This is a genomic window from Austwickia chelonae NBRC 105200, from assembly GCF_000298175.1.
GTDB classification, from domain to species: Bacteria; Actinomycetota; Actinomycetes; order Actinomycetales; family Dermatophilaceae; genus Austwickia; species Austwickia chelonae.
The window spans coordinates 166,496-191,750 of sequence record NZ_BAGZ01000003.1 but is presented as its reverse complement, the minus strand read 5'-3'; the positions used below and the strand labels follow the sequence as shown (position 1 = coordinate 191,750).

At 67.7% G+C, this 25,255-nt stretch carries 20 protein-coding genes; 17 read left to right on the top strand and 3 right to left on the bottom strand.

The features are described 5' to 3' along the window. Window positions 1-578: inorganic diphosphatase (locus AUCHE_RS02620; RefSeq protein WP_457911954.1), on the bottom strand; the 578-nt coding region annotated here is incomplete at its 3' end. A gap of 278 nt (window positions 579-856) precedes the next feature. On the opposite strand from AUCHE_RS02620, the gene AUCHE_RS02615 reads away from it, so the two are divergent. The 10 genes from AUCHE_RS02615 to AUCHE_RS15430 all read left to right on the top strand — a co-directional run bounded on the left by AUCHE_RS02615 (window position 857) and on the right by AUCHE_RS15430 (window position 13,031). Beyond that, entirely contained in the window at window positions 857-2,290 is a 1,434-nt protein-coding gene (locus AUCHE_RS02615) for a D-alanyl-D-alanine carboxypeptidase/D-alanyl-D-alanine-endopeptidase (RefSeq protein ID WP_040321192.1), read from the top strand. Window positions 2,291-2,366: 76 nt separating this feature from the next. After that, entirely contained in the window at window positions 2,367-3,518 is a 1,152-nt protein-coding gene (locus AUCHE_RS02610; protein ID WP_006501710.1) for a zinc-dependent metalloprotease, read from the top strand. A 48-nt stretch (window positions 3,519-3,566) separates the two neighbouring features. After that, complete coding sequence (gene tilS, locus AUCHE_RS02605; protein WP_006501709.1) at window positions 3,567-4,649, top strand: tRNA lysidine(34) synthetase TilS; 1,083 nt, start codon at window positions 3,567-3,569, stop codon at window positions 4,647-4,649. Beyond that, window positions 4,650-5,201: a hypoxanthine phosphoribosyltransferase gene (gene hpt, locus AUCHE_RS17225; RefSeq protein WP_006501708.1), complete on the top strand. Its 552-nt coding sequence runs from the start codon at window positions 4,650-4,652 to the stop codon at window positions 5,199-5,201. Between the two features lie 131 nt (window positions 5,202-5,332). Further along, window positions 5,333-7,759 carry an HAD-IC family P-type ATPase gene (locus tag AUCHE_RS02595; RefSeq protein ID WP_006501707.1) on the top strand — a complete coding sequence of 809 codons (2,427 nt, stop codon included), beginning with the start codon at window positions 5,333-5,335 and terminating at the stop codon, window positions 7,757-7,759. A gap of 298 nt (window positions 7,760-8,057) precedes the next feature. Beyond that, window positions 8,058-10,076: an ATP-dependent zinc metalloprotease FtsH gene (gene ftsH / locus AUCHE_RS02590; RefSeq protein ID WP_006501706.1), complete on the top strand. Its 2,019-nt coding sequence runs from the start codon at window positions 8,058-8,060 to the stop codon at window positions 10,074-10,076. A 13-nt stretch (window positions 10,077-10,089) separates the two neighbouring features. Then, window positions 10,090-10,707 carry a GTP cyclohydrolase I FolE gene (folE, locus tag AUCHE_RS02585; RefSeq protein ID WP_052024775.1) on the top strand — a complete coding sequence of 206 codons (618 nt, stop codon included), beginning with the start codon at window positions 10,090-10,092 and terminating at the stop codon, window positions 10,705-10,707. Beyond that, window positions 10,704-11,591, top strand: coding sequence for a dihydropteroate synthase (gene folP / locus AUCHE_RS02580; protein ID WP_006501704.1), 888 nt, complete (start codon window positions 10,704-10,706; stop codon window positions 11,589-11,591). The genes folE and folP overlap by 4 nt, the downstream gene beginning before the upstream one ends. Beyond that, complete coding sequence (gene folK / locus AUCHE_RS02575; RefSeq protein WP_006501703.1) at window positions 11,581-12,510, top strand: 2-amino-4-hydroxy-6-hydroxymethyldihydropteridine diphosphokinase; 930 nt, start codon at window positions 11,581-11,583, stop codon at window positions 12,508-12,510. Before folP ends, folK begins: the two co-directional genes overlap by 11 nt. Beyond that, window positions 12,507-13,031, top strand: a complete 525-nt coding sequence (locus AUCHE_RS15430) for a DUF3180 domain-containing protein (RefSeq protein WP_143115127.1) — start codon at window positions 12,507-12,509, stop codon at window positions 13,029-13,031. The genes folK and AUCHE_RS15430 overlap by 4 nt, the downstream gene beginning before the upstream one ends. 15 nt (window positions 13,032-13,046) lie before the next feature. On the opposite strand, the gene AUCHE_RS02565 is transcribed toward AUCHE_RS15430, so the two are convergent. Next, window positions 13,047-14,225: an NADH-quinone oxidoreductase subunit D-related protein gene (locus tag AUCHE_RS02565; RefSeq protein WP_006501701.1), complete on the bottom strand. Its 1,179-nt coding sequence runs from the start codon at window positions 14,223-14,225 to the stop codon at window positions 13,047-13,049. A 57-nt stretch (window positions 14,226-14,282) separates the two neighbouring features. Then, entirely contained in the window at window positions 14,283-15,248 is a 966-nt protein-coding gene (locus tag AUCHE_RS02560; RefSeq protein WP_006501700.1) for an SAM-dependent methyltransferase, read from the bottom strand. Window positions 15,249-16,270: 1,022 nt separating this feature from the next. Between AUCHE_RS02560 and AUCHE_RS02550 the strand changes: the two genes are divergently transcribed. The 7 genes from AUCHE_RS02550 (at window position 16,271) to AUCHE_RS15420 (ending at window position 25,239) form a co-directional block, all read left to right on the top strand. Beyond that, window positions 16,271-16,597: a histone-like nucleoid-structuring protein Lsr2 gene (locus AUCHE_RS02550; protein ID WP_006501698.1), complete on the top strand. Its 327-nt coding sequence runs from the start codon at window positions 16,271-16,273 to the stop codon at window positions 16,595-16,597. A gap of 92 nt (window positions 16,598-16,689) precedes the next feature. Beyond that, a complete protein-coding gene (locus AUCHE_RS16050) occupies window positions 16,690-17,400 on the top strand; it encodes a (2Fe-2S)-binding protein (RefSeq protein ID WP_074788489.1) in 711 nt (236 codons plus the stop codon). A 310-nt stretch (window positions 17,401-17,710) separates the two neighbouring features. After that, a complete protein-coding gene (locus AUCHE_RS02545) occupies window positions 17,711-19,354 on the top strand; it encodes a BCCT family transporter (protein ID WP_006501696.1) in 1,644 nt (547 codons plus the stop codon). Window positions 19,355-19,373: 19 nt separating this feature from the next. Next, the gene (locus AUCHE_RS15425) at window positions 19,374-20,015 is read left to right on the top strand and encodes a YczE/YyaS/YitT family protein (RefSeq protein ID WP_006501695.1); all 642 of its coding nucleotides are present in this window, start codon (window positions 19,374-19,376) and stop codon (window positions 20,013-20,015) included. 31 nt (window positions 20,016-20,046) lie between these two features. Beyond that, complete coding sequence (locus AUCHE_RS02535) at window positions 20,047-21,126, top strand: bile acid:sodium symporter family protein (RefSeq protein WP_006501694.1); 1,080 nt, start codon at window positions 20,047-20,049, stop codon at window positions 21,124-21,126. 67 nt (window positions 21,127-21,193) lie between these two features. Beyond that, window positions 21,194-23,839, top strand: a complete 2,646-nt coding sequence (locus tag AUCHE_RS02530) for a rhomboid family intramembrane serine protease (protein WP_006501693.1) — start codon at window positions 21,194-21,196, stop codon at window positions 23,837-23,839. Then, window positions 23,836-25,239 carry an alpha/beta hydrolase gene (locus tag AUCHE_RS15420; RefSeq protein ID WP_006501692.1) on the top strand — a complete coding sequence of 468 codons (1,404 nt, stop codon included), beginning with the start codon at window positions 23,836-23,838 and terminating at the stop codon, window positions 25,237-25,239. Before AUCHE_RS02530 ends, AUCHE_RS15420 begins: the two co-directional genes overlap by 4 nt. Window positions 25,240-25,255 lie beyond the last annotated feature (16 nt).

The following is a 25,255-nucleotide window of genomic DNA, read 5'->3' as shown; positions in this document are numbered from 1 at the left end:
GGGTGCGGAAGCGGCCACCGGTGCGTGGTCATCCCGTGTTCCGACGCCCGGTCGATGGCCTCCCGGATGATCCGTTCCGCGGTCAACCGGTCGGCCCAGTGCGCACCCTCCACGGACTTCCCGGGTTCCAGGTCCTTGTACGTCTCGAAGAAGTGCTGGATCTCCAGACGGTCGAACTCGCTGACGTCCTCCAGACCCTGGATGTGGCCCACCCGCGGGTCCTTCGCCGGGACGCACAGGATCTTGTCGTCGCCGCCGGACTCGTCACGCATGTGGAACATCCCGATCGCCCGACAGTTGATGACCACGCCGGGGAAGGTGGGCGAGTCCAGGAGCACCAGGGCGTCCAACGGGTCGCCGTCCTCACCGAGGGTGTCCTCGATGTAGCCGTAGTCACTCGGATACTGGGTCGAGGTGAAGAGCATCCGGTCCAGGCGGATCCGCCCGGTCTCGTGGTCGATCTCGTACTTGTTCCGCTGTCCCTTGGGGATCTCGACGGTCACGTCGAAGAACATCGGCGGTGTGGACACCCGAGCCTCCCCCGAGTCGCCGGGGGTGAGCTCGATGTTGCTCGTCATACGGTTGGCCTCCTGCAGTGGCGGATGTCGCACGCTCGCGGGCAGCGGCGTCGCTAGTTACAGGCCAGTCTCTCGCATCCGAGGTGGCTGTGGCAGCAGGAGCGTCCGGTGAGCCTGCGGGGGAGTTCCCTCCGGGGATCCCGAACTCCCTGGGTATTCTCGAGGTCGAGGCCTGCGCTCCAGGCTTGTCCGGGGGCGTGGACCGTGCAGGAGACGACCGGCCCGTGCCCTCCCCGGACGGACGAGATTTCTCCCACGGAGAGGGGAACCCGGCGACAATGCGGAAGATTCCTGTGATCGCCGCAGGCATCACGATGGCGCTCTGCACCTACATCGGCCTGGACGCCGCAGACGTCGTCCCCGGCGTCCTCACCACCGAGGCCTCCGTCTCGGTACCCGCCGGAGCGCCCGCCCCCCAACCCGCCGAGCCAGGGCGACCCGGAGGGGACCGCTGGCAGCTCGCCCGCCCGGGCTCCACCGTCCCGACGCTGAACCCCGCAGCCCCCGTGCCCACCCCGGAGGTCCTGGCCAAACTGGTGGCGCCGCTGGCCGTCGACCGGGCCCTCGGCACGGAGACCAGCGCCGTCGTCCTGGACGGACTCACCGGGAAGACCCTCTTCGAGGTCGGCGGGACGACCGCCCGCGCCCCGGCCTCGGTCACCAAACTCCTCTCCGCGGCAGCCATCGGGACCACCGTCTCGCTCAACCAGACCCTGGAGACCAAGGTCGTCCGGGGCGCCAAACCCCAGGAGATCGTGCTCGTCGCCGGCGGGGACAACCTTCTCGGCGCGGAGGAAGGCAACCCAGCCTCGGCGCTCGGCCACGCAGGACTGGGCGAACTGGCCCGGCAGGTCGCCGAACGACTCAAGGACGACCGGATCCAGGGGCCGGTGCAACTCCTCCTGGACGACGGCCGCTACCGGGGGCCGGCCATCGACCCGGCCTGGGATCCGCAGGACGTCGTCCAGGGATATGTCGGACCGGTCACCCCGCTCGGGCTGGCCACCGACCTGCCGGCCGAAGGACGTCCCTCCCCGGCAGATCCCCCGATGAATGTCGCCGCCGCCCTCCGTGCGGCCCTGACCGCCCGAGGTGTCGCCGTCGCCGACTCCGTCACCAGGGCGTCGGCGCCCGGTGAGGCCCAGACCCTCGGCTCGGTCCGCTCCGCCACCCTGGGCGACCAACTCGGCTATGCCCTGTCCGCCTCGGACAACATGCTGACCGCCGCCCTGAGTCGGATCGCCGCCGTCCAGTCCGGCAGCGACTCGGCCTTCCCCTCGGTCGCCGCCTGGGTGACCGCGCGGATCGCCGCCCTGCAGGTGCCCGTCGACGGGCTGAAGATCGTCGACGCCTCCGGGCTGGCCCCGGGCACCACCGCCACCGCGCGGACGGTCACCGCCGTCCTCCAACAGGCCGCCGCAGGGAAGAACCACCGGCTCGCCCAGGCACTCTCCGGCCTCCCCGTGGGCGGGCTGTCCGGCACCCTCTCCGGACGTTATCTCGACGGGACCCAACGGGCCGGGGCCGGGCTGGTCCGGGCCAAGACCGGGACGCTCACCGGCGTCTCCTCCCTCGCCGGTCAGGTCGTCGACCAGGACGGCCGCCTGCTGGTGTTCGCGATCATCGCCGACCGGCTGCCGTCCGGCGTCCACGCCGCCCGGCCCGCGCTGGACCGTTTCGCCGCCGCGCTCGCCACCTGTGGCTGCCGCTGAACCACGGAGGATCGGCGTCGACCCACGGAGCTTCCGGGAGTGTGCTTTCCGCGAGCATCCGGGGGAGGATGCCCTCATGGGTGAACAGCGCGCAGGCCAGTACGACGTCGCGGGAACCGGATTCGTTCGGGCCCGTGCCGGCGTCCCGGCGGTGCCGCCGGGAGATGCCGAGGAGCCGCTGCGTCTGATCGACTGGGAGCTCGCCTTCAAAGGCATCCGGGCGATCACCCCGGCCGGGCCGGCGATCGGCCGGGAGCAGGCCCAGGAGGTGGTCGACGCCCTTCGCACGGCCTCGTCGCGCGCCTACGAGCCGGTGGCTCGGACTTCCGGTCTGCACACCCCCGACGGCCCGGAAACGGCTCTGGTGGTGGATCGTCCCACCTGGTCCCGGATCAACCTCGACTCCTTCGCCGCGCTGATCGACCCGGTGGTCGACGGCGCTGCCCGTCACGGTGGACGTCCGATGCCCGGCGCGCTGGCCCGCAGGTTGGCCGGCACGGCCACCGCGGGTGAGCTCACCGTCCTGATGAGTTTCCTGTCCACGAAGATCCTCGGCCAGTACGACCTGGCCTACGATCCGGCGGGTCATCCGCGTCTCCTGCTCGTCGCCCCCAATATCGTCCAGGCCGAACGCGAGCTGGGGCTCGACCCGCAGGATTTCCGGCTGTGGGTCTGTCTGCACGAGGAGACCCACCGGGTGCAGTTCACCGCTGTGCCCTGGCTGCGCGGGCACCTGATCGAACGGACCCGACGTATCGCCACCGACCTGATGCCGCGCAGCGACCAGATCCTGAACCGGTTGAACCTGGTCGCCAAGAACGCCGGTGCCGCGCTACGGCCAGGCGGGGCAGGTCTGGCGGAGCTCTTCCTGGACGAGGCGCAACGTGCCGAGGTCGCCAGGATCGGCGCGGTCATGGCCTTGTTGGAGGGTCACGCCGATGTCGTCATGGACGAGGTCGGCCCCCAGGTGGTCCCTACCGTCGAGGTGATCCGTCGACGTTTCGAGTCCCGCCGTCACGAGGTCACCGGTCTGGCCGCGGTCGTCCGTCGGGTCCTCGGGTTGGAAGCCAAGATGGCCCAGTACCGGGACGGGGCCGCTTTCGTCCGGGAGGTGACCTCCGTCGTCGGTCTCGACGGTTTCAACGCCGTATGGCATTCCCCCCGGACCTTGCCGGACGCGCAGGAGATCCGTGATCCGGCCGCCTGGATCGCCCGTGTCCACGGCTGACCGGGGAACTCCGGCCGCGCGTGCCGTCCGCGCAGGGACGGCCGGGCGGTGACCGGGCCTCATCCTGCGGTGGCCGCCACCCGGCATGCGGTCCGGTCCCATCTGGCCGACTGCGCGCCGGGGGCCCTGGTCCTCGTGGCCTGCAGCGGCGGGGCCGATTCGTTGGCGCTGGCCGCTGCGGCCGCCTTCGAGTCCCGTAAGTTCCCGGTCTGGATAGGTGCGGTGATCGTCGACCACGGCCTTCAGGAGGGATCGGACCTGGTCTGTCGGGAGGCCGCCGAGCAGTGTCGCCGGTTGGGTCTGGATCCGGTGGTGACCCGCCGGGTTCGGGTGTCCGCGAGTGGCGGCGGTGGCCCGGAGGCGCGGGCGCGCGAGTCCCGGTACGAGGTCTTCGAGGAGGTGATGGCCGAGTGCGGGGCCTCGTCGACCTGGTTGGGGCACACCCGGGACGATCAGGCCGAACAGGTCCTCCTGGGGTTGGTCCGAGGGTCGGGGACCCGCACCCTGTCCGGTATCCCGCGTCGACGTCCCCCGTACGAGAGGCCGTTGCTCGACCTGCCGCGTCGGGACACGGTGGAGGCCTGCCGGGCTCAGGGGTTGACTCCCTGGGCGGATCCCAGCAATGAGGACCAGACCTTCCTCCGTAATCGGGTCCGTCGCCTGTTGCGTTCGGCCACAGAGGAGTTGGGCCCTGGCCTGCCTGCGGCTCTGGCACGTACCGCTGCCTTGGCGCGGGAGGACGCCGACGCCTTGGACCTGTTCACCGCGCAGGCGCGTCGGGCGATGGGGCCGTGGCCGTGGCCGGTGTCGGCCGTGGCCGGGCATCCGACGGCGGTGCGGGGGCGGTTGTGGCGTTCACTGGCCGCGGAGGAGGGATGCCCTGAGGTCGGTTCACGGCATGTCCTGGCGGTGGACGCCCTGGTGGTGGGGTGGCGAGGGCAGGGGCCGGTGGCTCTGCCGGGGGGCCGCTGGTTCGGCCGCAGGGACGGTCTGGTCGGCTTCACCGACCGTAGTGGGCGAGAATGGGCCGTGGGTGGTGATCGGGAGGGGTCTCCCGATGACGGCCCGGTGTCGTCAGCATCGGCGGCGCCCGCCGAGGGGCTTGACGGTCCCGCGACAGAGGAGAAATGAGTGGACGCCGAGCACATGGGTGCTGATCTCGAGAAGGTGCTGATCAGCGAGGAGCAGATCATGTCCCGTCTCGAAGAACTCGCCGTGCAGATCTCGGAGGACTACGCCGGGAAGGACCTGCTGCTCGTGGGGGTCCTGAAGGGTGCGGTACTGGTGATGGCCGACCTCATGCGTGCGCTGCCCCGTACGGCGCCGATGGATTGGATGGCGGTCAGCTCCTACGGTTCCGGGACGAAGTCCAGCGGTGTGGTGCGGATCCTGAAGGACCTGGACACCGACATCACCGGTCGGCACGTCCTGATCGTGGAGGACATCGTCGACTCGGGTCTGACCCTGAGCTGGATCAAGGCGAACCTGGCTTCCCGGGACGCGGCGTCGGTGGAGATCTGCACCCTGCTGCGCAAGCCGGAGGCGGCCAAGGTCGAGGTCGACGTCAAGTACGTCGGTTTCGACATCCCGAACGAGTTCGTGGTGGGTTACGGGCTCGACTACGCCGAGGAGTACCGCAACCTGCGGTGCGTGGGCACTCTGGCACCGCACGTCTACGCCTGAACGGGGGGTCACCCCCTTCGGCGCGCTCCGCCCCAGGCAGGGAACCTCTGGTGCTGTTCACACGTGTTCCAGGGGGTGGCTCCGGTTCTTCCGGCAACCGCCGATAGTGCTGCGTCGGGAGGAAGAATCAGGTGAGTGTTGGAGCGCCGATGAAACGGCAGGACGAGGACGGCGGGAGGTCGTCCGTCGCTGCCGGTGGGCTGACTGCCGAGCAGGTTGCCGAGCGGGTTCGGGAGGGCAAGGTCAACGACCTTCCTCCACGTTCGGGGCGGACCGTCGGACAGATCGTCCGGGCGAATGTGTTCACCAGGATCAACGCGATCCTCGCGGTCCTCTTCGGGATCGTGGCGATCACCGGGTCGTTCAAGAACGGCTTGTTCGCGCTGCTGATCGTGGTGAACAGCGTCATCGGCATCATCCAGGAGGTGCGGGCCAAGCGCACTCTGGACAAGTTGGCGATCGTCGGTGAGGCGCGTCCGCTGGTGCGTCGCGACGGGGTCGCCCGTCGTATCGACCGGCGGGAGCTGGTGCTCGACGACATCGTCGAACTGCAGCCCGGCGACCAGGTCGTGGTCGACGGCGAGGTCGTCGAGTCCTCCTACCTGGAGGTCGACGAGTCCCTGTTGACCGGTGAGAACGACCCGGTCGACAAGAAAGCCGGCGACCAGGTCCTCTCGGGGAGTTTCGTCTCCTCCGGTTCGGGTGCGTACCGGGCGACGAAGATCGGCGCGGACGCCTATGCCGCGCAGTTGGCGGCGGAAGCCAGCCGGTACACCCTGGTCGATTCGGAGCTGCGCAGCGGGATCGACCTCATCCTGCGTTACATCACCTATCTGTTGATCCCGGTGGGTGTGCTCACGGTGTGGGTGCAGCTGAACCATGTGCACACGGACGGCAACGGCGCGCTGCTGGGCCTGGTGGCCGCGCTGGTGCCGATGGTTCCCGAGGGCCTGGTGCTGTTGACCTCCGTGGCCTTCGCGGTCGGAGTGATCCGGTTGGGACAGCACGGATGTCTGGTGCAGGAACTGCCGGCCATCGAGGGCCTGGCCCGGGTCGACACGGTGTGTGTCGACAAGACCGGGACGCTCACCGAGGGGGGCATGCGGCTGGACAGCCTGGTGGCCCTGCCCGAGGACGACGAGAAGTCACGGTCGCGGGTCTCTGTGCTCCTGGCCCAGCTGGCGGCGACCGATCCGCACCCGAATCCGACGATGGCGGTCATCGCCGAGCACGTCGGGGCGCCGGAACAGGTCTGGGAGACGGACGCTCTGGCTCCGTTCACCTCGGCGACGAAGTGGTCCGGGGCCAGTTTCGCCGCCGGTGAAGGGCGTCCGCGCAGCCTGGTCCTGGGCGCGCCGGACGTCCTGGCGGTGCCGGGGTCGGTGGCGGCCAAGCGGGCCGAGGAGTTCGCCGAGCAGGGTCTTCGCGTGGTCCTCCTGGGAACCGCGGAACGGGCGGTCGACGACCCGTCGGGGCTGGGCGAGGTGACCCCGGTGGGTCTGGCCGTCCTGGCCCAGAAGGTTCGGGACGATGCCGCCGACACGGTGGCCTATTTCGCGGCGCAGGGTGTCGAGGTCAAGGTCATCTCGGGTGACAATGCGACATCGGTGGCGGCGGTGGCCCGGTCGGTGGGGATCGGGAAGGGCGAGGAGACGACGGCGATGGACGCCCGCCGGCTCCCCGAGGACGCCGCCGGCTTGGCGGACGCCGTCGACGGGCACAAGGTGTTCGGCCGGGTGACCCCCCAGCAGAAGCGGGCGATGGTCGGTGCCCTGCAGTCGCGTGGCCATGTCGTCGCCATGACCGGTGACGGGGTCAACGACGTCCTGGCGTTGAAGGATTCCGACGTGGGTGTCGCCATGGGGTCCGGTTCGGAGGCGAGCCGTTCGGCTGCGCAGATCGTGCTCCTGGACGACCGTTTCGCGACGCTGCCGAAGGTGGTGGCCGAGGGCCGCCGGGTCATCGGGAATATCGAGCGGGTCGCGGCGCTCTTCCTGACGAAGACGTTCTACTCGTGTCTGTTGGCGATGCTGGTGGGCCTGTCGGGTCAGCCGTTCCCCTTCGTGCCGATCCACGTCACGATCATCTCGTGGTTCACCATCGGGATCCCCGCGTTCATCCTGTCGTTGGCGCCGAATGCCGACCGCGCCCGGACCGGTTTCGCCAAGCGGGCGTTGGCCCGCTCCGCGCCGGCGGGTCTGATCATCGGCACGATCACCTTCTTCACCTACCTGTGGCTGCGGCACGACCCGCGGGGTGCGAACCCGGAGCAGATCTCGACCGGTGCGCTGATCGTGGTCATCGGGATCGCGATGTGGGTGCTGGGCGTGGTGGCCCGTCCCGACCGTCCGTGGAAGATCGCCCTGATCGTGGCGAGTGCGCTGGCGTACGTCGTGATCTTCACGGTGCCGATGCTGGCCCGCTTCTTCAACCTCGACACGGGGAGCCCGTACACCCTGACCGTGGGGGCCTTCTCCGTCGTCCTGGGGATCCTGTTGTGCGAGACGGCGTGGCGCTTGGAGCGTTGGTTCGGTCGCCGGCGGGCTGCGAGCGTGTGACGAAAGAAATCAGGCAAGATACGCTTTCGTTCTGAGCATGTAGATCCGCGGGTGACCTTTCGGGGTCATCCGCGGATGTGCTTCAGGGGCTCGGTCGGCTTCGGGTGTGTGTCCCGGGCCCGTCTGCCTGGACGGGGGAGACGTCAGAAGCCGGGCCCGGGTCGGAACACCTCGGGACAGCAGACCGTTGCGAGGTGGTGAGGAGCGCCTCCTTGCTCGTGTACCGTTCGAGGAAGTCGAGGCCGGCGCTCCGGTCGAATGTCGCGACGAGCAGGAGGTTCGGGGGCCTACCCCGCAGATGAACGCCAAACGCATCCTGAAGAACCCGTGGCCGCTGATCATCTTCGCCGTCGCTGTGCTGCTCATCCTGTCGAGGTTGTTGACGGGCGGTGGCTTCACGGAGATCAAGACCCACGAGGCCGAGCAGCTCATCAACGGGGGCAAGGTCGAGGCCGCGACCTTCGTCGACAACGACCGTCTCGAACTGACCCTGCGCGGCAAGCAGGACGTCGGTGAGCTGAAGGGCGTCGACAAGGTCTACACCCTCTACGTGCCGCAGCGGGCCGAGTCCTTGCTGAGCGAGTTGAAGGCGAAGCAGCCGCCGAGCGGGTACAACGACAAGCCCCCGCAGTCCTCCATCCTCGGCACCTTGCTGATGAATTTCCTGCCGATGGTGGTGCTGCTGGCCTTCTTCGTCTGGATGATGAACCAGGCGCAGGGCGGCGGCGGCCGCATCATGCAGTTCGGCAAGTCGAGGGCGAAACTGGCCGACAAGAACACCGAGCCGGTGACCTTCGCCGATGTGGCCGGTGCGGACGAGGCCATCGAGGAACTGACCGAGATCAAGGAGTTCCTCGCCGAGCCGAGCAAGTTCCAGGCGGTCGGGGCGAAGATCCCTCGTGGTGTGCTGCTCTACGGCCCGCCCGGAACGGGTAAGACCCTGCTGGCGCGGGCGGTGGCCGGTGAGGCGGGGGTGCCTTTCTTCAGCATCTCCGGTTCGGACTTCGTCGAGATGTTCGTCGGTGTCGGTGCCTCCCGGGTCCGTGACCTCTTCGAACAGGCCAAGCAGAATTCCCCGGCGATCGTCTTCGTCGACGAGATCGACGCGGTGGGCCGTCACCGTGGGGCCGGTCTCGGCGGTGGGCACGACGAGCGGGAGCAGACGCTCAACCAGCTGCTGGTGGAGATGGACGGCTTCAACGCCCGGCAGAACGTCATCCTCATCGCGGCGACCAACCGCCCGGACATCCTGGACCCGGCACTTCTGCGTCCGGGGCGTTTCGACCGGCAGATCGCGGTGGAGGCACCGGACATGCTGGGTCGTTACGCGATCCTGCAGGTGCACGGTAAGGGCAAGCCGCTGGCGGAGGGCGTCGACCTGATGGCGGTCGCCCGTCGGACCCCGGGGTTCACCGGTGCGGATCTGGCGAATGTGTTGAACGAGGCGGCTCTGTTGACGGCTCGGTCCAATGCCCGGATGATCGACGACCGGGCCCTGGACGAGGCCATCGACCGGGTGGTCGCCGGCCCGCAGAAGCGGACCCGTCTGATGGGCGGCCGGGAGAAGAAGATGACGGCGTACCACGAGGGCGGGCACGCCCTGGTCGCGGCGGCGTTGAATCACACCGACCCGGTGACGAAGGTGACGATCCTGCCGCGGGGCCGGGCCCTGGGCTACACCATGGTGCTGCCGGTCGAGGACAAGTACAGCCAGTCCCGCAACGAGATGCTGGACCAGTTGGCGTACGCCCTGGGCGGACGGGTCGCCGAGGAGATCATCTTCCACGACCCGACCTCGGGCGCGTCGAACGACATCGAGAAGGCCACCGGGATGGCCCGCAAGATGGTCACCCAGTTCGGGATGAGCGAACGGATCGGTGCGATCCGGCTCGGCCAGGACAACAGTGAGGTCTTCCTGGGCCGTGACATGGGGCACCAACGCGACTACTCCGAGGGCCTGGCGACGGTCGTCGACGAGGAGATCCGCCGTCTGATCGAGGCCGCGCACGACGAGGCCTGGCGCATCCTCAACGAGAACCGCGACATCCTGGACCATCTGGTGCTGGAGCTGCTGGAGAAGGAGACCCTCAACGCCGAGCAGCTGGCGGAGATCTTCGCCCCGGTGCGTAAGCAGCCGCGCCGTCCGGTGTGGCTGTCCAGCGACCGGCGTACGGTGAGCGACCAGCCGCCGGTGCTGACCCCTGCGGAACGGGCGGCGTTGGAGCGGGGCGACGACCCCGAGCGGCCTGCCCCCGGCGAGGAACACCCTCCGGTGAAGACCATCGAGGTGGAGCCGGGCGGTCCGGTCGGTGGCTGAGGACAGCTGTGCGGTGACCTCGGCACGGCCCGACGACGTCGAGCGACCTGACCGGTCGTCTCGGGTCGACCTGGGCCGTGCCGAGGCCGCTGTCCGGGAACTGTTGCTGGCCTTGGGGGAGGACCCGGACCGGGACGGTCTGCGGGACACCCCCGGCCGGGTGGCCCGGGCTTATGCGGAGATGTTCGCCGGCACCCAGCAGGATCCGGCGCAGATCCTCGAACGTCGGTTCGACATCGACCACGACGAGATGATCATGGTGCACGACATCGAGGTGTTCAGCACCTGTGAGCACCATCTGCTGCCTTTCCACGGGGTGGCCCATGTCGGCTATATCCCGGCCCAGGACGGGCAGGTCACCGGGCTGAGCAAGCTGGCCCGACTGGTCGACTGCTTCGCGAGGCGCCCTCAGGTGCAGGAACGGCTCACCACGCAGGTGGCCGACGCTCTGGTGACCCATCTGGAGGCGCGCGGGGTGATCGTCGTCGTGGAGGCGGAGCACCTGTGCATGTCGATGCGGGGGGCGCGTAAACCGGGGGCCCGGACGACGACCTCGGCGGTGCGGGGCCTGCTGCGGAATCCGGCGACCCGGGCCGAGGCGATGGGTCTGATCCTGCGGGGGCGTGGGTGACTTCGGTGGCGGCTCTTCCTGCTTCGCCGGGGAAAGGTCCGGCGTCGACCTTGGTGATGGGCATCGTGAATGTCACCCCGGATTCGTTCAGCGACGGCGGCCGGTGGTTCGACCACGATGCCGCGGTGGCGCACGGCGTGGCTCTGCTCGAGGAGGGCGCTCATCTCCTGGACGTCGGCGGGGAATCGACTCGTCCGGGGTCACGACGACCTGACGAGGACGAGGAACTCCGCAGGGTGCTCCCGGTGGTTCGCGAGCTGGCAGCTGCCGGGGCGGTGGTCTCGGTGGACACCATGCGGGCGCGGGTGGCTGAGGCCTGCCTGGCTGCCGGAGCCGTCTACGTCAACGATGTGAGCGGGGGACTGGCCGACCCGGACATCCTGCGGGTCGTCGCCGATCACGGTTGTCCGTACATCCTGATGCACTGGCGGGGGCACGGTTCGGTGATGCAGGACCTGGCGTCCTACGAGGACGTCTCGGCGGAGGTGCGCGCGGAGCTGTCGGAGCGGGTCGAGGTGGCGCTGGCCGCCGGGGTCGACGAGAAGCGGTTGGTCCTGGACCCGGGGCTGGGCTTCGCGAAGACCGCCGCGCACAACTGGCAACTGCTGGCCGATCTGGGCGGGCTGTCCTCCTTGGGTTTCCCCTTGTTGATCGGGGCTTCCCGCAAACGTTTCCTGGGCGCGCTGCCGCCGGGAGCGGACGGGGACCCGGTCGAGCCGGGGCGACGGGACGCGGCGACCTGCGCGGTGAGCGTCCTGGCGGCGCAGGCCGGTGCCTGGGCGGTGCGGGTGCACGATGTGCGGTCGTCGGTCGCGGCGGTGGCCGTGGTGGACGCCGTGCGGGGGCGGGGCGACGTCCGACGGAGGCCGACCGATGACCGGTGATCTGATCAGGGTGGCCGGGCTGCGGGTCGAGGCCTGCCACGGGGTCTTCCCCGAGGAGAAGGTCCAGCCGAGACCTTTCGTCGTCGACATCGAGCTCCGGGTCGACCTTTCCCGTGCCGGGAGTTCCGACGACCTGGCCGACACGGTGAGCTACGCCGAGATCGCTCATCGTGCGGTGGAGGTGGTGCAGGGCGAACCGGTCGACCTGATCGAACACCTGGCCGAGCGGATCGCTGCGGTCTGTCTGCAGGAGCCTCTGGTGGAGGCGGCGCAGGTGCGGGTCCACAAGCCGGAGGCCCCGGTGGGGCTTCCCTTCGAGGACGTCTCGGTGAGCGTCCACCGGGAACGGGCAGCGACCGCAGTGGTCGCCCTGGGCGCCAATCTGTCCGATCCGGTGATGCGTTTGGCCGATGCGGTACGCCGGATCGGCACCTTGGACGGTGTCGACCCGGTGATGCTCAGCCCCGTGGTGGAGACCGACCCGGTGGGGGGCCCCGAAGGTCAACCGGTCTACCTGAACGCGGTCCTGGTGGTGCGGACCAGGTTGGCCCCGCACTCCTTGCTGGCCCGTCTGCACGAGGTGGAGTCGGTACACGGGCGGGTCCGTGACGTGCGATGGGGGCCGAGGACTCTCGACCTCGACCTGATCGACTACACCGATCCGGCCCGGGGCGGGTCCTGCCGTTCCGACGACCCCCGGCTGACCTTGCCCCATCCTCGGGCTTTCGAACGGGCGTTCGTGGTGGTGCCCTGGCTGCTGGCCGATCCGGCCGGAGAGCAGGCCCGCCGGGCCTGGGCGGAGCTCAGCGGGGAGCCGGGGCGGGAGGCGTCCCGTCCGGTGGCCGGTGAGTCGGGGGTGCGTCCGGGGCCGGCCTGGCCGTCCTTCGTCGCTGCCACGGTGGCGGTGTCCTCGTGGTGACCTCCGGTCCGGCGGGACGGCCTTCGTCGAGGGACGAGGACGGGGGGCTACGGCCGCGGACGGTCTGGTGGGCTTTCATGCTCGCCCTGGGGGTGGGTTATCTCCTCCAGGGTTATCTGAACGACCACGTCGGGCGGATGCCTTTCCCCGGATGGCCCGGCGCGGTCATGCTGGCCGTCGTCGCGACCGGACTCGTCTTCGCGGGGCTGCCGATCCGGCGCTGGCAGAAGGGTCGTCGGGAGCGCAGGCTCGATCCGATCTTCGCCTTCCGGGTGTTGATCATGGCCAGGGCCGCCGCTTTGGCGGGCGGCGTGGTGTCCGGTTGGTATCTGGGGCACACGGCGGTCCTGCTGCCCGATTCCGCGTCGTCGACCGTCCTGGGCGGCATATGGCGTTGCCTGGCCTATGTCTTCACCGGTGGCGCGTTGATCTTCTGCGGTTTCCTCGTGCAGGGATGGTGTCGTGTCGACCGCCCCGACGGACTCGGCGACTCGGACGAGGACGATCTCGCCTCTCGCTGAGCTCGAGGGACGCTTTCAACGGTCGATGTCGCCGATGACGAAGTAGAAGGACCCCAGGGCTGCTGCGAGATCCCGCACACGGGTGCCGACGAGCACGGTGGACAGGGCGGAGGCCGCGGCGAAGGAGGGGGTGCGCATCGCCAGACGCCACGGGGTCTTCTCCCCGTGCGAGACGATCAGGTATCCGGCGTGTCCGGCCGGGGCCTCCGTGGACACGTAGTGGGCGCCCTCGGGGACCCGCAGCACTTTCGGCAAGCGGACGTCGATGCTTTCCGGGGGCAGGGCCAGGAGCCGGTCTATGCAGGCCTCGACCAGGTCCACCGACACCTCGATCTGGCCGGCGAGCACCTGATGTCTGGCGAGGGCGTCGCCGTCGTCGCGGGTGACGACGCGGCCCGGCCCGCCGGGGACGAAGAGCTCGCCGTAGGCCAGATACGGTTCATCGCGCCGTAGGTCGACGTCGATCCCGGCGGCTCGGGAGCCCGGTCCGAGTACGCCGTAGGCGCGGGCGGTGTCCTGGTCGAGGAGGGCCACACCGCGGGTGGCGGTGGTGACGCGGTCGTGGGCCAGTGCCTCGGTGAGTTCGGGGAGGACGGCGCGCACCTGAGCCATCACGTCGGACACCTGGGCGAACCAGCCGGCTGGCATGTCCTGGGCCAGTCCGCCGATCCGCACGATCATCACGTGCATCCGGCCGCCGGTGGCGGTCTCCAGGACGGTGAGGAGTCGTTCGCGCAGAGGGTGCAGGCCGAGCAGCGGTTCGTTCCCGGGCAGGGGCATCCGGTCGAGGAATTCCAGGTGGTGCACGATTCGCGTGTATTCGGCGAGGAGGGTCCGCAGCCAGGTGGCCCGAGTAGGTACTTCCAGTCCGAGCATGTGCTCGACGCCCAGGGCGATACCGAGCTCGCCGGCGTAGGAGCTGTGCCAGTCGTGTCGGTTGGCCAGGGCGAGGATCTGACGGTAGTCGCGTACTTCGAAGAGTTTCTCCACCCCTCGGTGGAGGTGGCCGACGATCGGTTCGGCGGTGGCGATGCGCTCGCCGTCGAGGCGTAGCGCGAGGCGGAGCAGCCCGTGCGAGCTGGGGTGGCCTTCGCCGAGGTCGATCACGGTGTCCGAGCACCAGCGGGCGCCGGCGCCGATACCGACGATGGTCTCGCGGTGGGTGGTGTCGTCGAGGTGGGGCCCGTCGGTCATGGCTGCCAGCTTAGGGAGTGTCGGGGGTCGTGCTGTATCGGCGATCTCGGCGCGGGTTCAGGTGCGTCGGTAGATCCAGGTGAATCCGCCGAGTCCGTAGGGGTCGAGTAGGCGGGCGGCGGCGCTTGAGGTGCTCAGCCCGGCGAGATATGCGGTGGGATCGGTGGCGGCCTGTTCCGGGTCGGGTGGGTTGGCGCTGATGCCGAGTTCGTGGAGGCTGTGTCGTTGGTCGTCCAGTCGGTCGTGGGTGAGGGAGTCGACGGCGACGTGGGCGGTGATATCGCTCAGCCCGTCGGGGGCGGGTGGCCGCTGGCGGCCGTCGCGATATCCGGTGAGTGTTCCGTGGCGGGGTCGGGTGTCGGCGGTGTGTCCGTAGTCGACGGCGAGGGCGAGGCCGCGCGGTACCTGTTCCAGGAGGTGGTTCCAGGCGTCGTCGCGGGTTCGGCCGATCTCGATGCGGCTGCCTGGGTTCTGTTCGTCCGTGGGCCACCAGGTGTGGTACCAGGCGAGGTCTTCCGGGGTGGGTCCGCCCGGTTCTCCGGGGCCGGGGCCGAGGGTTTCGTGTCCGTCGGGAGCGACGAGGACGGTGCGGGGGACGTTCTTGTCGTCGAGCTGCCAGATGGGGCAGGGGATGACGTCGAGCCATTCGAGGGCGAAGGTGAGGGCGCCGTCGATCCGGGGCAGTCCGGTCAGGTCCGGGCCTCCTGCGGTGGTCACCCAGGTGATGGTGTCGGGCAGTCCAGGTGGTCGTTCGACGATGTCGACGGCGTAGATCTGCAGGTGGGGTGCGGTCAAGGTGAGGGCTGTGGCGAGTTCCCCACGGCCGGAGGCGAGGTCGACGACGGTGTCGAGGTCGTGTCGTCGACAGAGGGTGGCCAGCGCTCGGGCGAGCAGAAGGCTGCTCCCGGGGATGCCCTGGGCTGCGGTGGTGAAGTGCTCTCGGGGTGCCTGGCGTCGGTAGAACCCGCGTTCGGGGTCGTAGAGCGCCTGATACCAAGCCGACTCCCAGGAAACCATCTGCATGCGGACAGGCTAGACTCAGACTACTTGTCAATGATCGTGGGGCGTCTAGCCATATGGTGGCGTCTATCGATGATCGAAGCGAGCGAGGCTGCAAGGAATGATGAATTCGCTCTGGGCGGTAGTGCTGGCGCTTGCACCCTCAGTAGGTATCGGATTCCTCTTCTATAAGGTCATGAAGGCACTCCTCGAAGGGGATCGCAACGAGCGGCTCGCTCATGCTCGCTGGGAGGCCGGTCTCGTCTCCTCGGATAAGGGTGCTCCCCTCGGGTCGCAGCGTCCCGGTGAATCCGGCGGTCGTACCGCCTAGTGCCTAAAGTCGTCGCGCTCTGCCGGGCTTCCGGTATGGAGCGCCCAGGGGTAGGTGAATTTCTTTTTCTCGGGAGGTCTCTCACTGTGCGCCGATGGCCTGGTGGGCGTTTTTCCCGGGGCGGTGGATAGATCGCTTCGCCTCAGTGCGAGGCTAGGCCCCGTGAGGGTCTTCTCAGCCATATCGATCAAGTCATTTTCAGCGTTCTCGTCTTGCCCGTGAGGATTCGATCTGCGTGAGCGGTGCGCTCAACTCGACGGTGATGACTTCGGGGCCGTAGCCTGTCCGGCTGTATGGGGTGGGTGGCCGCTTAGCTCATAATCCTGACTGTGATCTGTGGCTCATATGTGTTGTTTCGCGCGTGTGGGGCGTATTAGGCGGCGACAAGGCTTTCGGTCTGACGGATGTGTCTTCCCTGTGTGCAGTTTTCGCTGGGTTAGGTGGACGGGGTCGGGAGCGCTTAACAAGGGGCCTAGGGCGGGGTCGTGTATTGGCCTGTATGGTGCTCTTCTACAGTGGCTGAAGAGGTTCATCTTTGGTGATGTCTCTGCAGGCCTTGGTGCTTGCTCGAAGGGTCGCTACTTTTGTCCTGCCGGGGCTGCTGTGGGATAGAACGTGACGCACCTTGCATTTCCCTTTTTCTCTCGGATGAATTACTATCGGCGCCGAGGGAATCCCTACAAGATCCAGTATTGAACTCTTGAGGAGAGGTACGATGGCGCAGAAGGTCCAGGTCCTCCTGGTCGACGACGTCGATGGCGGCGAAGCGCGCGAGACAGTGTCTTTTGCACTGGACGGAATCAGTTACGAGATCGACCTTTCCGATGACAATGCCTCGAAGTTGCGCGAGGAATTGGCCACTTGGATCGGCCACGCTCGTCGCTCCGGTGGGCGCAAGATGACGAACCGTCGTCCTAGCGGTGTGGGACGACGCGACCTCAACGCTGTTCGCGAATGGGGTCGCGCCAATGGTTTCCAGGTGAGCGACCGCGGGCGTGTCTCCGGTGAGCTCCAGGCCGCTTACGACAAGGCTCACGCCTGATCATAAGTAGTCTTATGCTTGACTTCGGTTGAGCTTATCTTTCCGTGTGAGGGCGGCCACTCGACGAGTGGCCGCCCTCACACGTTCTTGTCGTGAGCGAGGTGCAAGATGTCCTTATGGGTGTCCCCGCCGAGGAAGCCTCTCGTCTGGCAGATATGATCAGCCGCGCCCTCGGTTATGTGGAAGTCGTTGTGGCCGAGTCCGAGGGCCCTTTGCGGTATCGCTGTGCCGAAATCGTTCGTTCTCAGTGCAACGGGGATGATCCGACCGCTGAATGGCGGGAACGGGTGCGTGCTGAGCAGAGTTCCTTCTACGGGGTGGAAGCGCCGCCTCAGGTGGCTGCAGCCTTTGTCCTTCAGTGGTATCTGGGTGTTGTCGCCACACCTCTCGCATGGGCGGCGACTCTCGGGCCGTGGGTAATTGATGGTTCACCCGAAGCGCTCTCTTTCGACCTTTCCGATCCCGGTTGCTTCCCCGACGTGATGTCGATTCAGGCCGACCGGATCATCGAGGTGGCCAATGAGAGTGATCGATTGACCGATGCCCATGAGCGGTATGTCGCACACGCCCGAATATTTGCTGATAGTTACCGCCCACCGGAGGTGCGAATGGGCAGCGGTCAGCGCTCCGGGATCGCATTCGATGTATGGATGATGTCTTTGGAGAGTGCTCGTCGGGCAGTATTCCCGGCATATCGTCGACTCCCTCCGGGGCGAAGGAAGGGGTGTTGCATGATCTATGCACTCCCCGGGGCGCGGGCTTGTGAGGCATGTCCTCGCCATAAGAAAGCCGACAAGTCCTGAATCGGGCAATTCAGATGGGCATCTGAGTGTCTTCGGATACAGCTGTCATCTTTCGTCCGAAGAGCCCCGACCTGCCCGAACACTCACCGGCAGTCATGTTGTCAGACAGATGTCATGAACATGAATCATGTTGCAGGGCAATGAAGGACGCCGGGAGATGTGCTTTTTGAATCTGTACTGCTTTGAACACTCGTACGAACCGTCGGTAACCTGGAGGACTGGCGTCCGATAAGGGCGCATCCTGACAGCCGACACAGGCGGGCATGCCGCTGGATTTCTCCCACAACAATGCCCGTGAGTGAGGAGAGCAGTGAAACCCGCACGTACGAACGACAAGACAGTCCCGCTACGGGCCGGGATAGCGCCACGGGTCTTCTGGCCTGCAGCTGCGCTCTCCCTCGCTTTCGTGGCCGTGGCACTCGTCGCACCGGCATGGCTCAAAGGCGTGCTCAGCTCTGCCAATACGACGGTCATCAACGGTCTGGGATGGTACTACGTGCTTCTGGTCACCTGCATGGTGGCCTTTTGCCTGTATGCAGGGTGGTCCCGCTGGGGTGAGGTCACCCTCGGCCCGGACGACGAAGAGCCCGCCTACACCCTGACGACCTGGTTCGCGATGCTCTTCGCCGCCGGGATGGGTATCGGTCTGGTCTTCTGGGGGGTGGCCGAACCGCTGAACCACTTCGCCACACCGCCTCCGGGCAGCCTGAGCACCGCCGAAGGAGCTTCCGCGGCGGCCAAGGCGCAGAACGCCATGACGACGACCTTCCTCCACTGGGGTCTGCACGCCTGGGCGATCTACATCGTGGTGGCCCTGGCCCTCGCCCTGGCCGTGCACCGTCGAGGACGCCCGGTCTCCATCCGTTGGGCGCTCGAACCGCTCCTCGGCGACCGGGTCCGCGGGATCTGGGGAGACGTGATCGACATCGTCGCCATCGTAGGAACCCTGTTCGGTGTCGCCACCTCGCTGGGTTTCGGTGTCACCCAGGTGACCTCGGGGCTGCACTTCCTGGGCCTCGCCGAGGAGAGCATGACCCTGATGGTGACACTGGTCGTCGTCATCACCTCGATCGCCATGGTCAGCGTGGTCAGCGGACTGGACGTCGGGATCAAATGGCTGTCGAACGGGAACCTCGTTCTCGCCTTCGTCCTGATGGCGATGGTCCTGGCCTTCGGCCCCTCACTTTTCCTGCTGCGTGAATTCGTACAGAATCTGGGTTCCTACATCCAGAACATCGTCGGACTGAGCTTCCGCACCATGCCCTTCCAGGGTGCCGAAGGTGAGAAATGGCTCTCCGGATGGACCACCTACTACTGGGGTTGGTGGATCAGCTGGTCGCCCTTCGTCGGTGTCTTCATCGCCCGGATCTCCCGCGGCCGTACCGTCCGCGAGTTCATCGCAGGGGTGCTGCTCGTCCCGACCCTGGTCACCTTCCTGTGGTTCTCCATCCTGGGCGGTACCGCGATCTACCTGCAGATGACCGAAGGAACGATGATCCAGGACGGGGTCGTCTCCACGAACACCGCCCTGTTCAAGATGTTGTCCTCGCTGCCCGGCACCACGGTCCTGGTCGGCCTCTTCCTGCTGCTGATCGTCGTCTTCTTCGTCACCAGCGCCGACTCCGGATCACTGGTGGTCGCGATGCTCGCCTCCGGTGGCGACGAACTGCCCCCCGTCTGGACCCGTGTGCTCTGGTCGGCGCTCGGCGGCGCCATCGCCGCAGTGCTCCTCTGGGGAGGGGCTCGGTCCGGAGGGCTCACCGACGGCCTGTCCGCACTGCAGACCATGGCCATCCTGGTCGCCGCACCCTTCAGCCTGGTGATGATCGCGATGTGTTTCGCCACCGCACGTGCCCTCCACCGTGAGGTGGCGCGCCTGCGCCGGTTGGAACGTGCCGCTTTTGCGCGGAAGATCGTCAAGGACCACGATCTAGTTTCCAGTTCCGACCTTTAACCCCCGGAAAGGACCCACGGTGGGCTCGTCCCCAACAGATCCCGGTCTCCTCGTCGAAGAGACCGGGAGCCCTGCCGCCGCACCTCGATACACTCCGGCGCGCATCTCCTGGTTGTTGTTCTCCTGCACCGTCCTGGCGTTGGGTGTGGTCTTCCTGATCGCCTCCCGGCAGGGCGCGGACGGTTACTCCACCTTGCTCAACGGCGTCACCATCTCTTCGGGGCTGTCGTTCACCGCGGTCTGCGTGGTCGTCGGACTGGTTTTCATCGGGATCGGATGGTCACGGGGGCTGAAACCCGACCTGGGCACCATCGTCCAGCCGGTACTGGTCGGAGTGGTCGCAGGAGCCGCGCTTCCGCTGGTGCCACAGGCCACCGGGACCGTCGGCCAGTGGGGGCAGTTCGCTCTGGGGTTCGCGCTGCTGTCCTTCGGGATCGCCGGGTACCTCAGCGCAGATCTCGGTGTCGGACCCACGGAAGGGCCCGCGGTCGCCTTCGAACCGCTCATCCCCTTCCGGTGGGCCTACCTGGGCGTGCAGGTGCTGGGCTGCCTGATCGGGTGGCTCTGCCAGGCCGACGTCGGGGTGGGGACCTTGCTCGTCGTCTTCGGGATCAGCCCGGTCATCGACCGGCTCCGCCCGCTCATGCCCTCCTGGTCGTGAACATGACCGGAACGAGGTGAAGGGAGGGCGGATGCACCGACTCGCCGTGGCTCTCGGTCGGATGAAATTCGACGGTTTCATCGTCGCGATCCTTGCCGCGGTGCTGGTCGCCTCCGTCCTTCCCGCATCGGGCCGGACGGCCGGCCACCTGGACATCGGTATCCAGGTGGCCGTTGCCGTGCTCTTCTTCATGTACGGGGGCCGGTTGGAGCCCCGCCAGGCCCTCCGGGGGCTCACCCACTGGCGATTGCACCTGCTCATCCTGGCTTTCACCTACGCGCTCTTCCCGTTGGTCGGGGTGCTCCTCACACCGGTGCTGGGTGTGCTGCTCCCGCCGGCACTGGTCTCCGGGGTGGTCTACCTGTGTCTCATCCCCTCGACGGTGCAGTCGTCGATCACCTTCACCTCCATCGCGAGGGGGAATGTCGCCGGGGCCGTCGTCTCCGCCTCCGTGAGCAACCTGATCGGGGTGCTGCTCACCCCGGCCTTGGTCCTGCTCGTCATGTCGGGTGGCAGCGGGGCCGGCATCCAGGCCAGGGCGGTCGTCGATCTGGTACTCCAGATCCTGCTGCCTTTCGTCGGCGGGCAGCTGAGCCGCCGGTGGACGGGGGCCTGGCTGGCGGCGAACGGGTCGTGGCTGAAATATGTGGATCGCGGGGTGATCGTCGCCGTCGTCTACTCGGCTTTCTCCCGGGGGATGCGCGAAGGAATGTGGACGCAGGTCTCCGGGCGGGACCTGGCCGTGGTGGCCGTGGTGACGACGGTGCTGCTGGCCTTCATGCTGCAGGCGACCAGAGTCACCGCACGGCGCTGTGGTTTCGACCGGGCCGATACCATCGCGGTGCAGTTCTGCGGGACGAAGAAATCACTCGCGACCGGGCTGCCGATGGCCCTGGTCCTCTTCCCCGGGCAGCAGGTCGGATTGCTGGTGCTTCCGCTCATGCTCTTCCACCAGATCCAGCTGATGGCGTGCTCGGTGATTGCGCAACGCTACGCCCGCGAGGACATTCCGTCCGATCCGGAAGGCGGGCTTTCCCGTCGATCCGGCCGGCCGACCGCACCGGACGGTTCGGAAACCGATCTTCCGCCGGACGGCCCCGTCCGAGAATAAGGACGACTCGGACAACTCGATAAGCCCGCCGGACAGGCCGACGGACGATATGAAGGAGTTCCGTGCTTTGAGCACAGGTGACGATAGAACCACCGCTTTCGAGCGGTACCGTTCCGGACGACGTCGTACCGTCCTGTGGCTGGGGCAGCGGCTGCGGATCGCACTGCGGGACTCCCCGGTCACCGTCATGGCGCTGATCTGGTTGTCCTGCGCCACCGTCGCGGCCCATCTGCTCCCGGTGAGTTCCCGCGCCTTCCTCGCGCACACGATCCTCCTGCGGCACGGCGACCTGCTCGTCGAGCCCTGGACCCCTTTGACCTCGTTGCTGCTGCCGTCCAATCCGCTCGACGCCCTGGTGAACCGTGGCCCGGTGGCCACCGCAGTGCTGCTCTTCGTCCTCGGTGTGGCCGTCGAACGGCAGCTCGGCTCACGACGTTTCCTCGCCGCCACGCTGATCGGTAACGTCCTCGCAGCCGTCGGTACCTGGTTCTTCGCCATCCTGGTCCGGCCGGTCTTCCCCGAATGGTCCGAATCGATGATGGGATTCACCTTCGCCGGACCGGCCATCGCCGTCATCGCGTCGACGGCCTGTGCGACGGCGACCCTGACCCACCTGTGGCGGCGACGTATCCGGACCACCGGCATCGCCGTGGTGGTGACGATGGCGCTGTACCACGGCGGGGCTGTCTCGGCAGCCGCAGCATCCGCGGTGATGTGTGGACTGGTCATGGGACGGCTGATGCGTCGCCGCAAGGTGGAGACCCGCCCGCTGGGAACGATCCACGAACAACGCGTCCTGATCTCGCTGATCGTGACGGCCGGCGCCATCGGCCCGTTGATCGGCGCCTGGCTCGGCTTCGCCGACGGACCCCTGTCGATCCTGGGCGGCTCCATTGCACAACCCATCATGGGCAGCGGCGGCGAGTCCGCCGCCCAGATCTGCGCCACGGCAGACATTTCCCGTGAGTGCGCCGAGTACCTGCTGACCACCGACCCCAAACCCGGGGTGTTGCTGCTGACCTGTATCCCGACGGCGATCCTGCTGTTGTGCTCGGTGGGGCTGCGCAGGGGGCGGCGCCTGGCGTGGATGATCGTGGTCGTTCTGGAGCTCGCTCTGGGCGCTTTCTTCCTGAAGACCTTGAACAGTGCGATCGAACTGGAAGAACAACTGGGCGGTCTCGCCGGGACGGAGGGCACCTGGGCCGATCTCGCCGAGGTGTGGATCCCCACCCTGGTCCCGTTGGCGCTGACGCTGTTGTTGGTCGCCAACCGCAGGCTCTTCACGATTCCCGGACCGCCCGGGAGCGTCCGTCGGCTGACGGCCTGGGTGGCGGTCTCGTGTTCGGTGGGACTGGTCGTCTACGTCGTCGGCGGGCTCGCCGTGGCCGACCAGTGGACAGCTCCGGCGACGGCTCTTCAACTGGCCGAGGACGCCCCGCGCAGGTTGGTGCCCTTGGAATACCTGCTGCCGCTGACCGATGCCTTTCCCACCTTGCTGCCCCTGGGGCCGGAAGCGACCTTCCTGTACTCGTGGGTGGGGGTGCTCACCTGGCTGCCGATGGGGGCTGCCCTGCTGCGGGCCATGTCGCATGCTTCGGCAGTGGATGCCGGCGCAGGACATGCCCGTGACCTGCTCATCCGGTACGGCGGTGGCTCGCTGTCGTGGATGGGGCTCTGGGAGGGGAACCGGCACTGGTTCTCCGACGACGGCCAGTCCTATGTGCCTTTCCGGGTGATCGCCGGGGTCGCGGTGACCACGGGGGACCTGGTCGGCCCCGCCGCCACCCAGGACGCAGCATTGGGCGAATTCCTTTCCTACGCCGACGCCCAGGGTTGGACGGTGTGCTTCTACTCGGCGACGGGTGAGCTGCGTGAGCGGACCGCGGCCCGGGGCTGGCAGAGCACCCAGGTCGCTGAAGAAGCAGTGCTTCTGCTCCCGGAGCTGGCGTTCACCGGGAAGAAGTTCCAGGACGTGCGCACGGCGCTCAACCATGTGCGTAAGCAGAATCTCACCACGACCTGGACGACCTGGCGGGAGGCGCCCCTGGAGGTACGGCTGCAGATCAGGGAGATCTCCGAACAATGGGTCGGGGAGCAGGTCCTACCCGAGATGAGTTTCACCCTCGGCGGGCTGGCCGAGATCGCCGACCCGGATGTGCGACTTTTCCTGGTGTCCGACAGCCAAGGGGTGGTGCACGGTTGCGCATCCTGGCTGCCCATCCACCGGGAGGGCCGCCTCGTCGGCTGGACGTTGGACTTCATGCGGCGACGTCCTGACGGCTTCCGTCACACGATGGAAGTGCTGATCGGGCAGGCTGCGCTGGACCTGAAGGCAGAAGGCTATGAGGAGCTGAGCCTCTCCGGAGCACCCCTGGCCAAGGTGGTCTCCTCCGAGGAGAACCCGACTCGCCCGGCCGGTTTCCCTGCTGCCGTCGACGTGGTCCTGGAGAAGGTCGGCAAACAGCTCGAACCGGTGTACGGCTTCCGCTCGTTGTTGCGTTTCAAGGCGAAATTCCAACCGGTCTACCGCCCGCTCTACCTGCTGTATCCCGATCCGGCCGCGCTGCCCGCGATCGGGACCGCTATCGCGCGGGCCTATCTTCCCGACGCCGGTCTGGGTGATCTCTGGCAGGTGAGCAGCCTGATCCGAGGGGCACGGCGTACGCGGGAACGGCACTCCCCGGCGGAGCGGGCCTCCGGAACGGTCGGGTGAACAACCTCCTCCCGGGCGTCCTGCGGCAGCTTCCCTGGGTCTCCGAACTGTCGGCTCTGCCGGTGCTGGGCACCTCGGCGGAGGTGGCCACCTATGCGTCGATGACGCTGTCCGTGGCACTTCTGGTGTGGCATCGGCCTCGGCCGGGTCGCCGGTGGTGGCACGCTGTGGCCTTGGGATGCGGTCTGGGCGGCGCGGTGGGTGCGGCGGCCACCGTAGCGGTCGATCAGGTGTGGTCATGGGTTCCCGGCGGTATCCCGGTCGGCGCACGGGTCTGGCTCATCGCTGCCGGTGCGGTTCTCGGACTGTGCGTGGTCGCCGTGCGGCACGGCCGGTGTCGCCGGCGAGTGATCGCACTCTTCCTGGTGTTGCCGGTCTGTGCGTCGACGGCCGTGGGGGTGAACGCCTCCTACGGTCTACTGGGTGACATCGGAGCGTTGGTGGGGACGAGTTCTGCCCGTCCGGTCGATGTCGCGGACCTGCCGCGGGCGACCGGGCAGCGGACCGATACCCGGTCCTGGATCGCCCAGGGGTGGACGCCGCCGGCGGGGATGCCTCGGGTCGGCCGGCGGGTCGCGGTCGACATTCCCGGGGAGATCTCGGGGTTCCGGGCGAGACCTGCCGGTCTCTATCTCCCGCCGGCCGCCCTGGTTCCGGACGCTCCGGCCCTGCCGGTGGTGGTGATGATGATGGGATCGCCCGGTAGCCCGGATCCGACCCATGTCGCCGACGCCTTGGATCGCGAGGCCGCCCGGCACGGTGGTCTGGCCCCGATCGTGGTGGTCGCCGACCAGTTGGGCACCAGTTACGTGGACACCCTGTGCATGGACACCGGCCGACGAGGTGCGGTGGAGACCTATGTCAACACGGATGTGACGGCCTGGATCGAGAGGAATCTCCATGTCACCCGTCACCGTTCCGGATGGACCGTCGCCGGATATTCAAACGGCGGCCTGTGCGCGGCCCGTTTCGCCACGCGGCATCCTCAACGGTGGGGGAATGCGGTGAGCATCTCCGGTGAGGAATTTCCTGGTTCGGACCGTCCGGAGAAGACCTTGGCGGAGTTCTTCGGCGGCGACCGGTCCGCCTACGAGGCCGCTGCGGTGCCTCGGCTGTTGAGTACGGTCTCCTTGGCGGACACGTGGATGGTGTTCACCATCTGCGCCGATGACGTCCGACATGTGCCGGGGGCGCGCCGCCGGGCCTCGGCGGCGGCGTCGGCGGGCACGCACAGCGTCTACGTGGAGTCGCCGTCGGGCGGACATGTCTTGCCGGCGCTGCTGGCCGGGGTGGAGCGTGGTTTCGCGGCCTTGTATCCGCGGTGGGGCCTGGACCTGCGGTATCCGCCGCAGGAGGCCGACCGGGTGGTCCCTGCGTCTGCGCCTCCGTCGGCGGGGTGACCCGGCGTCGGGTCCC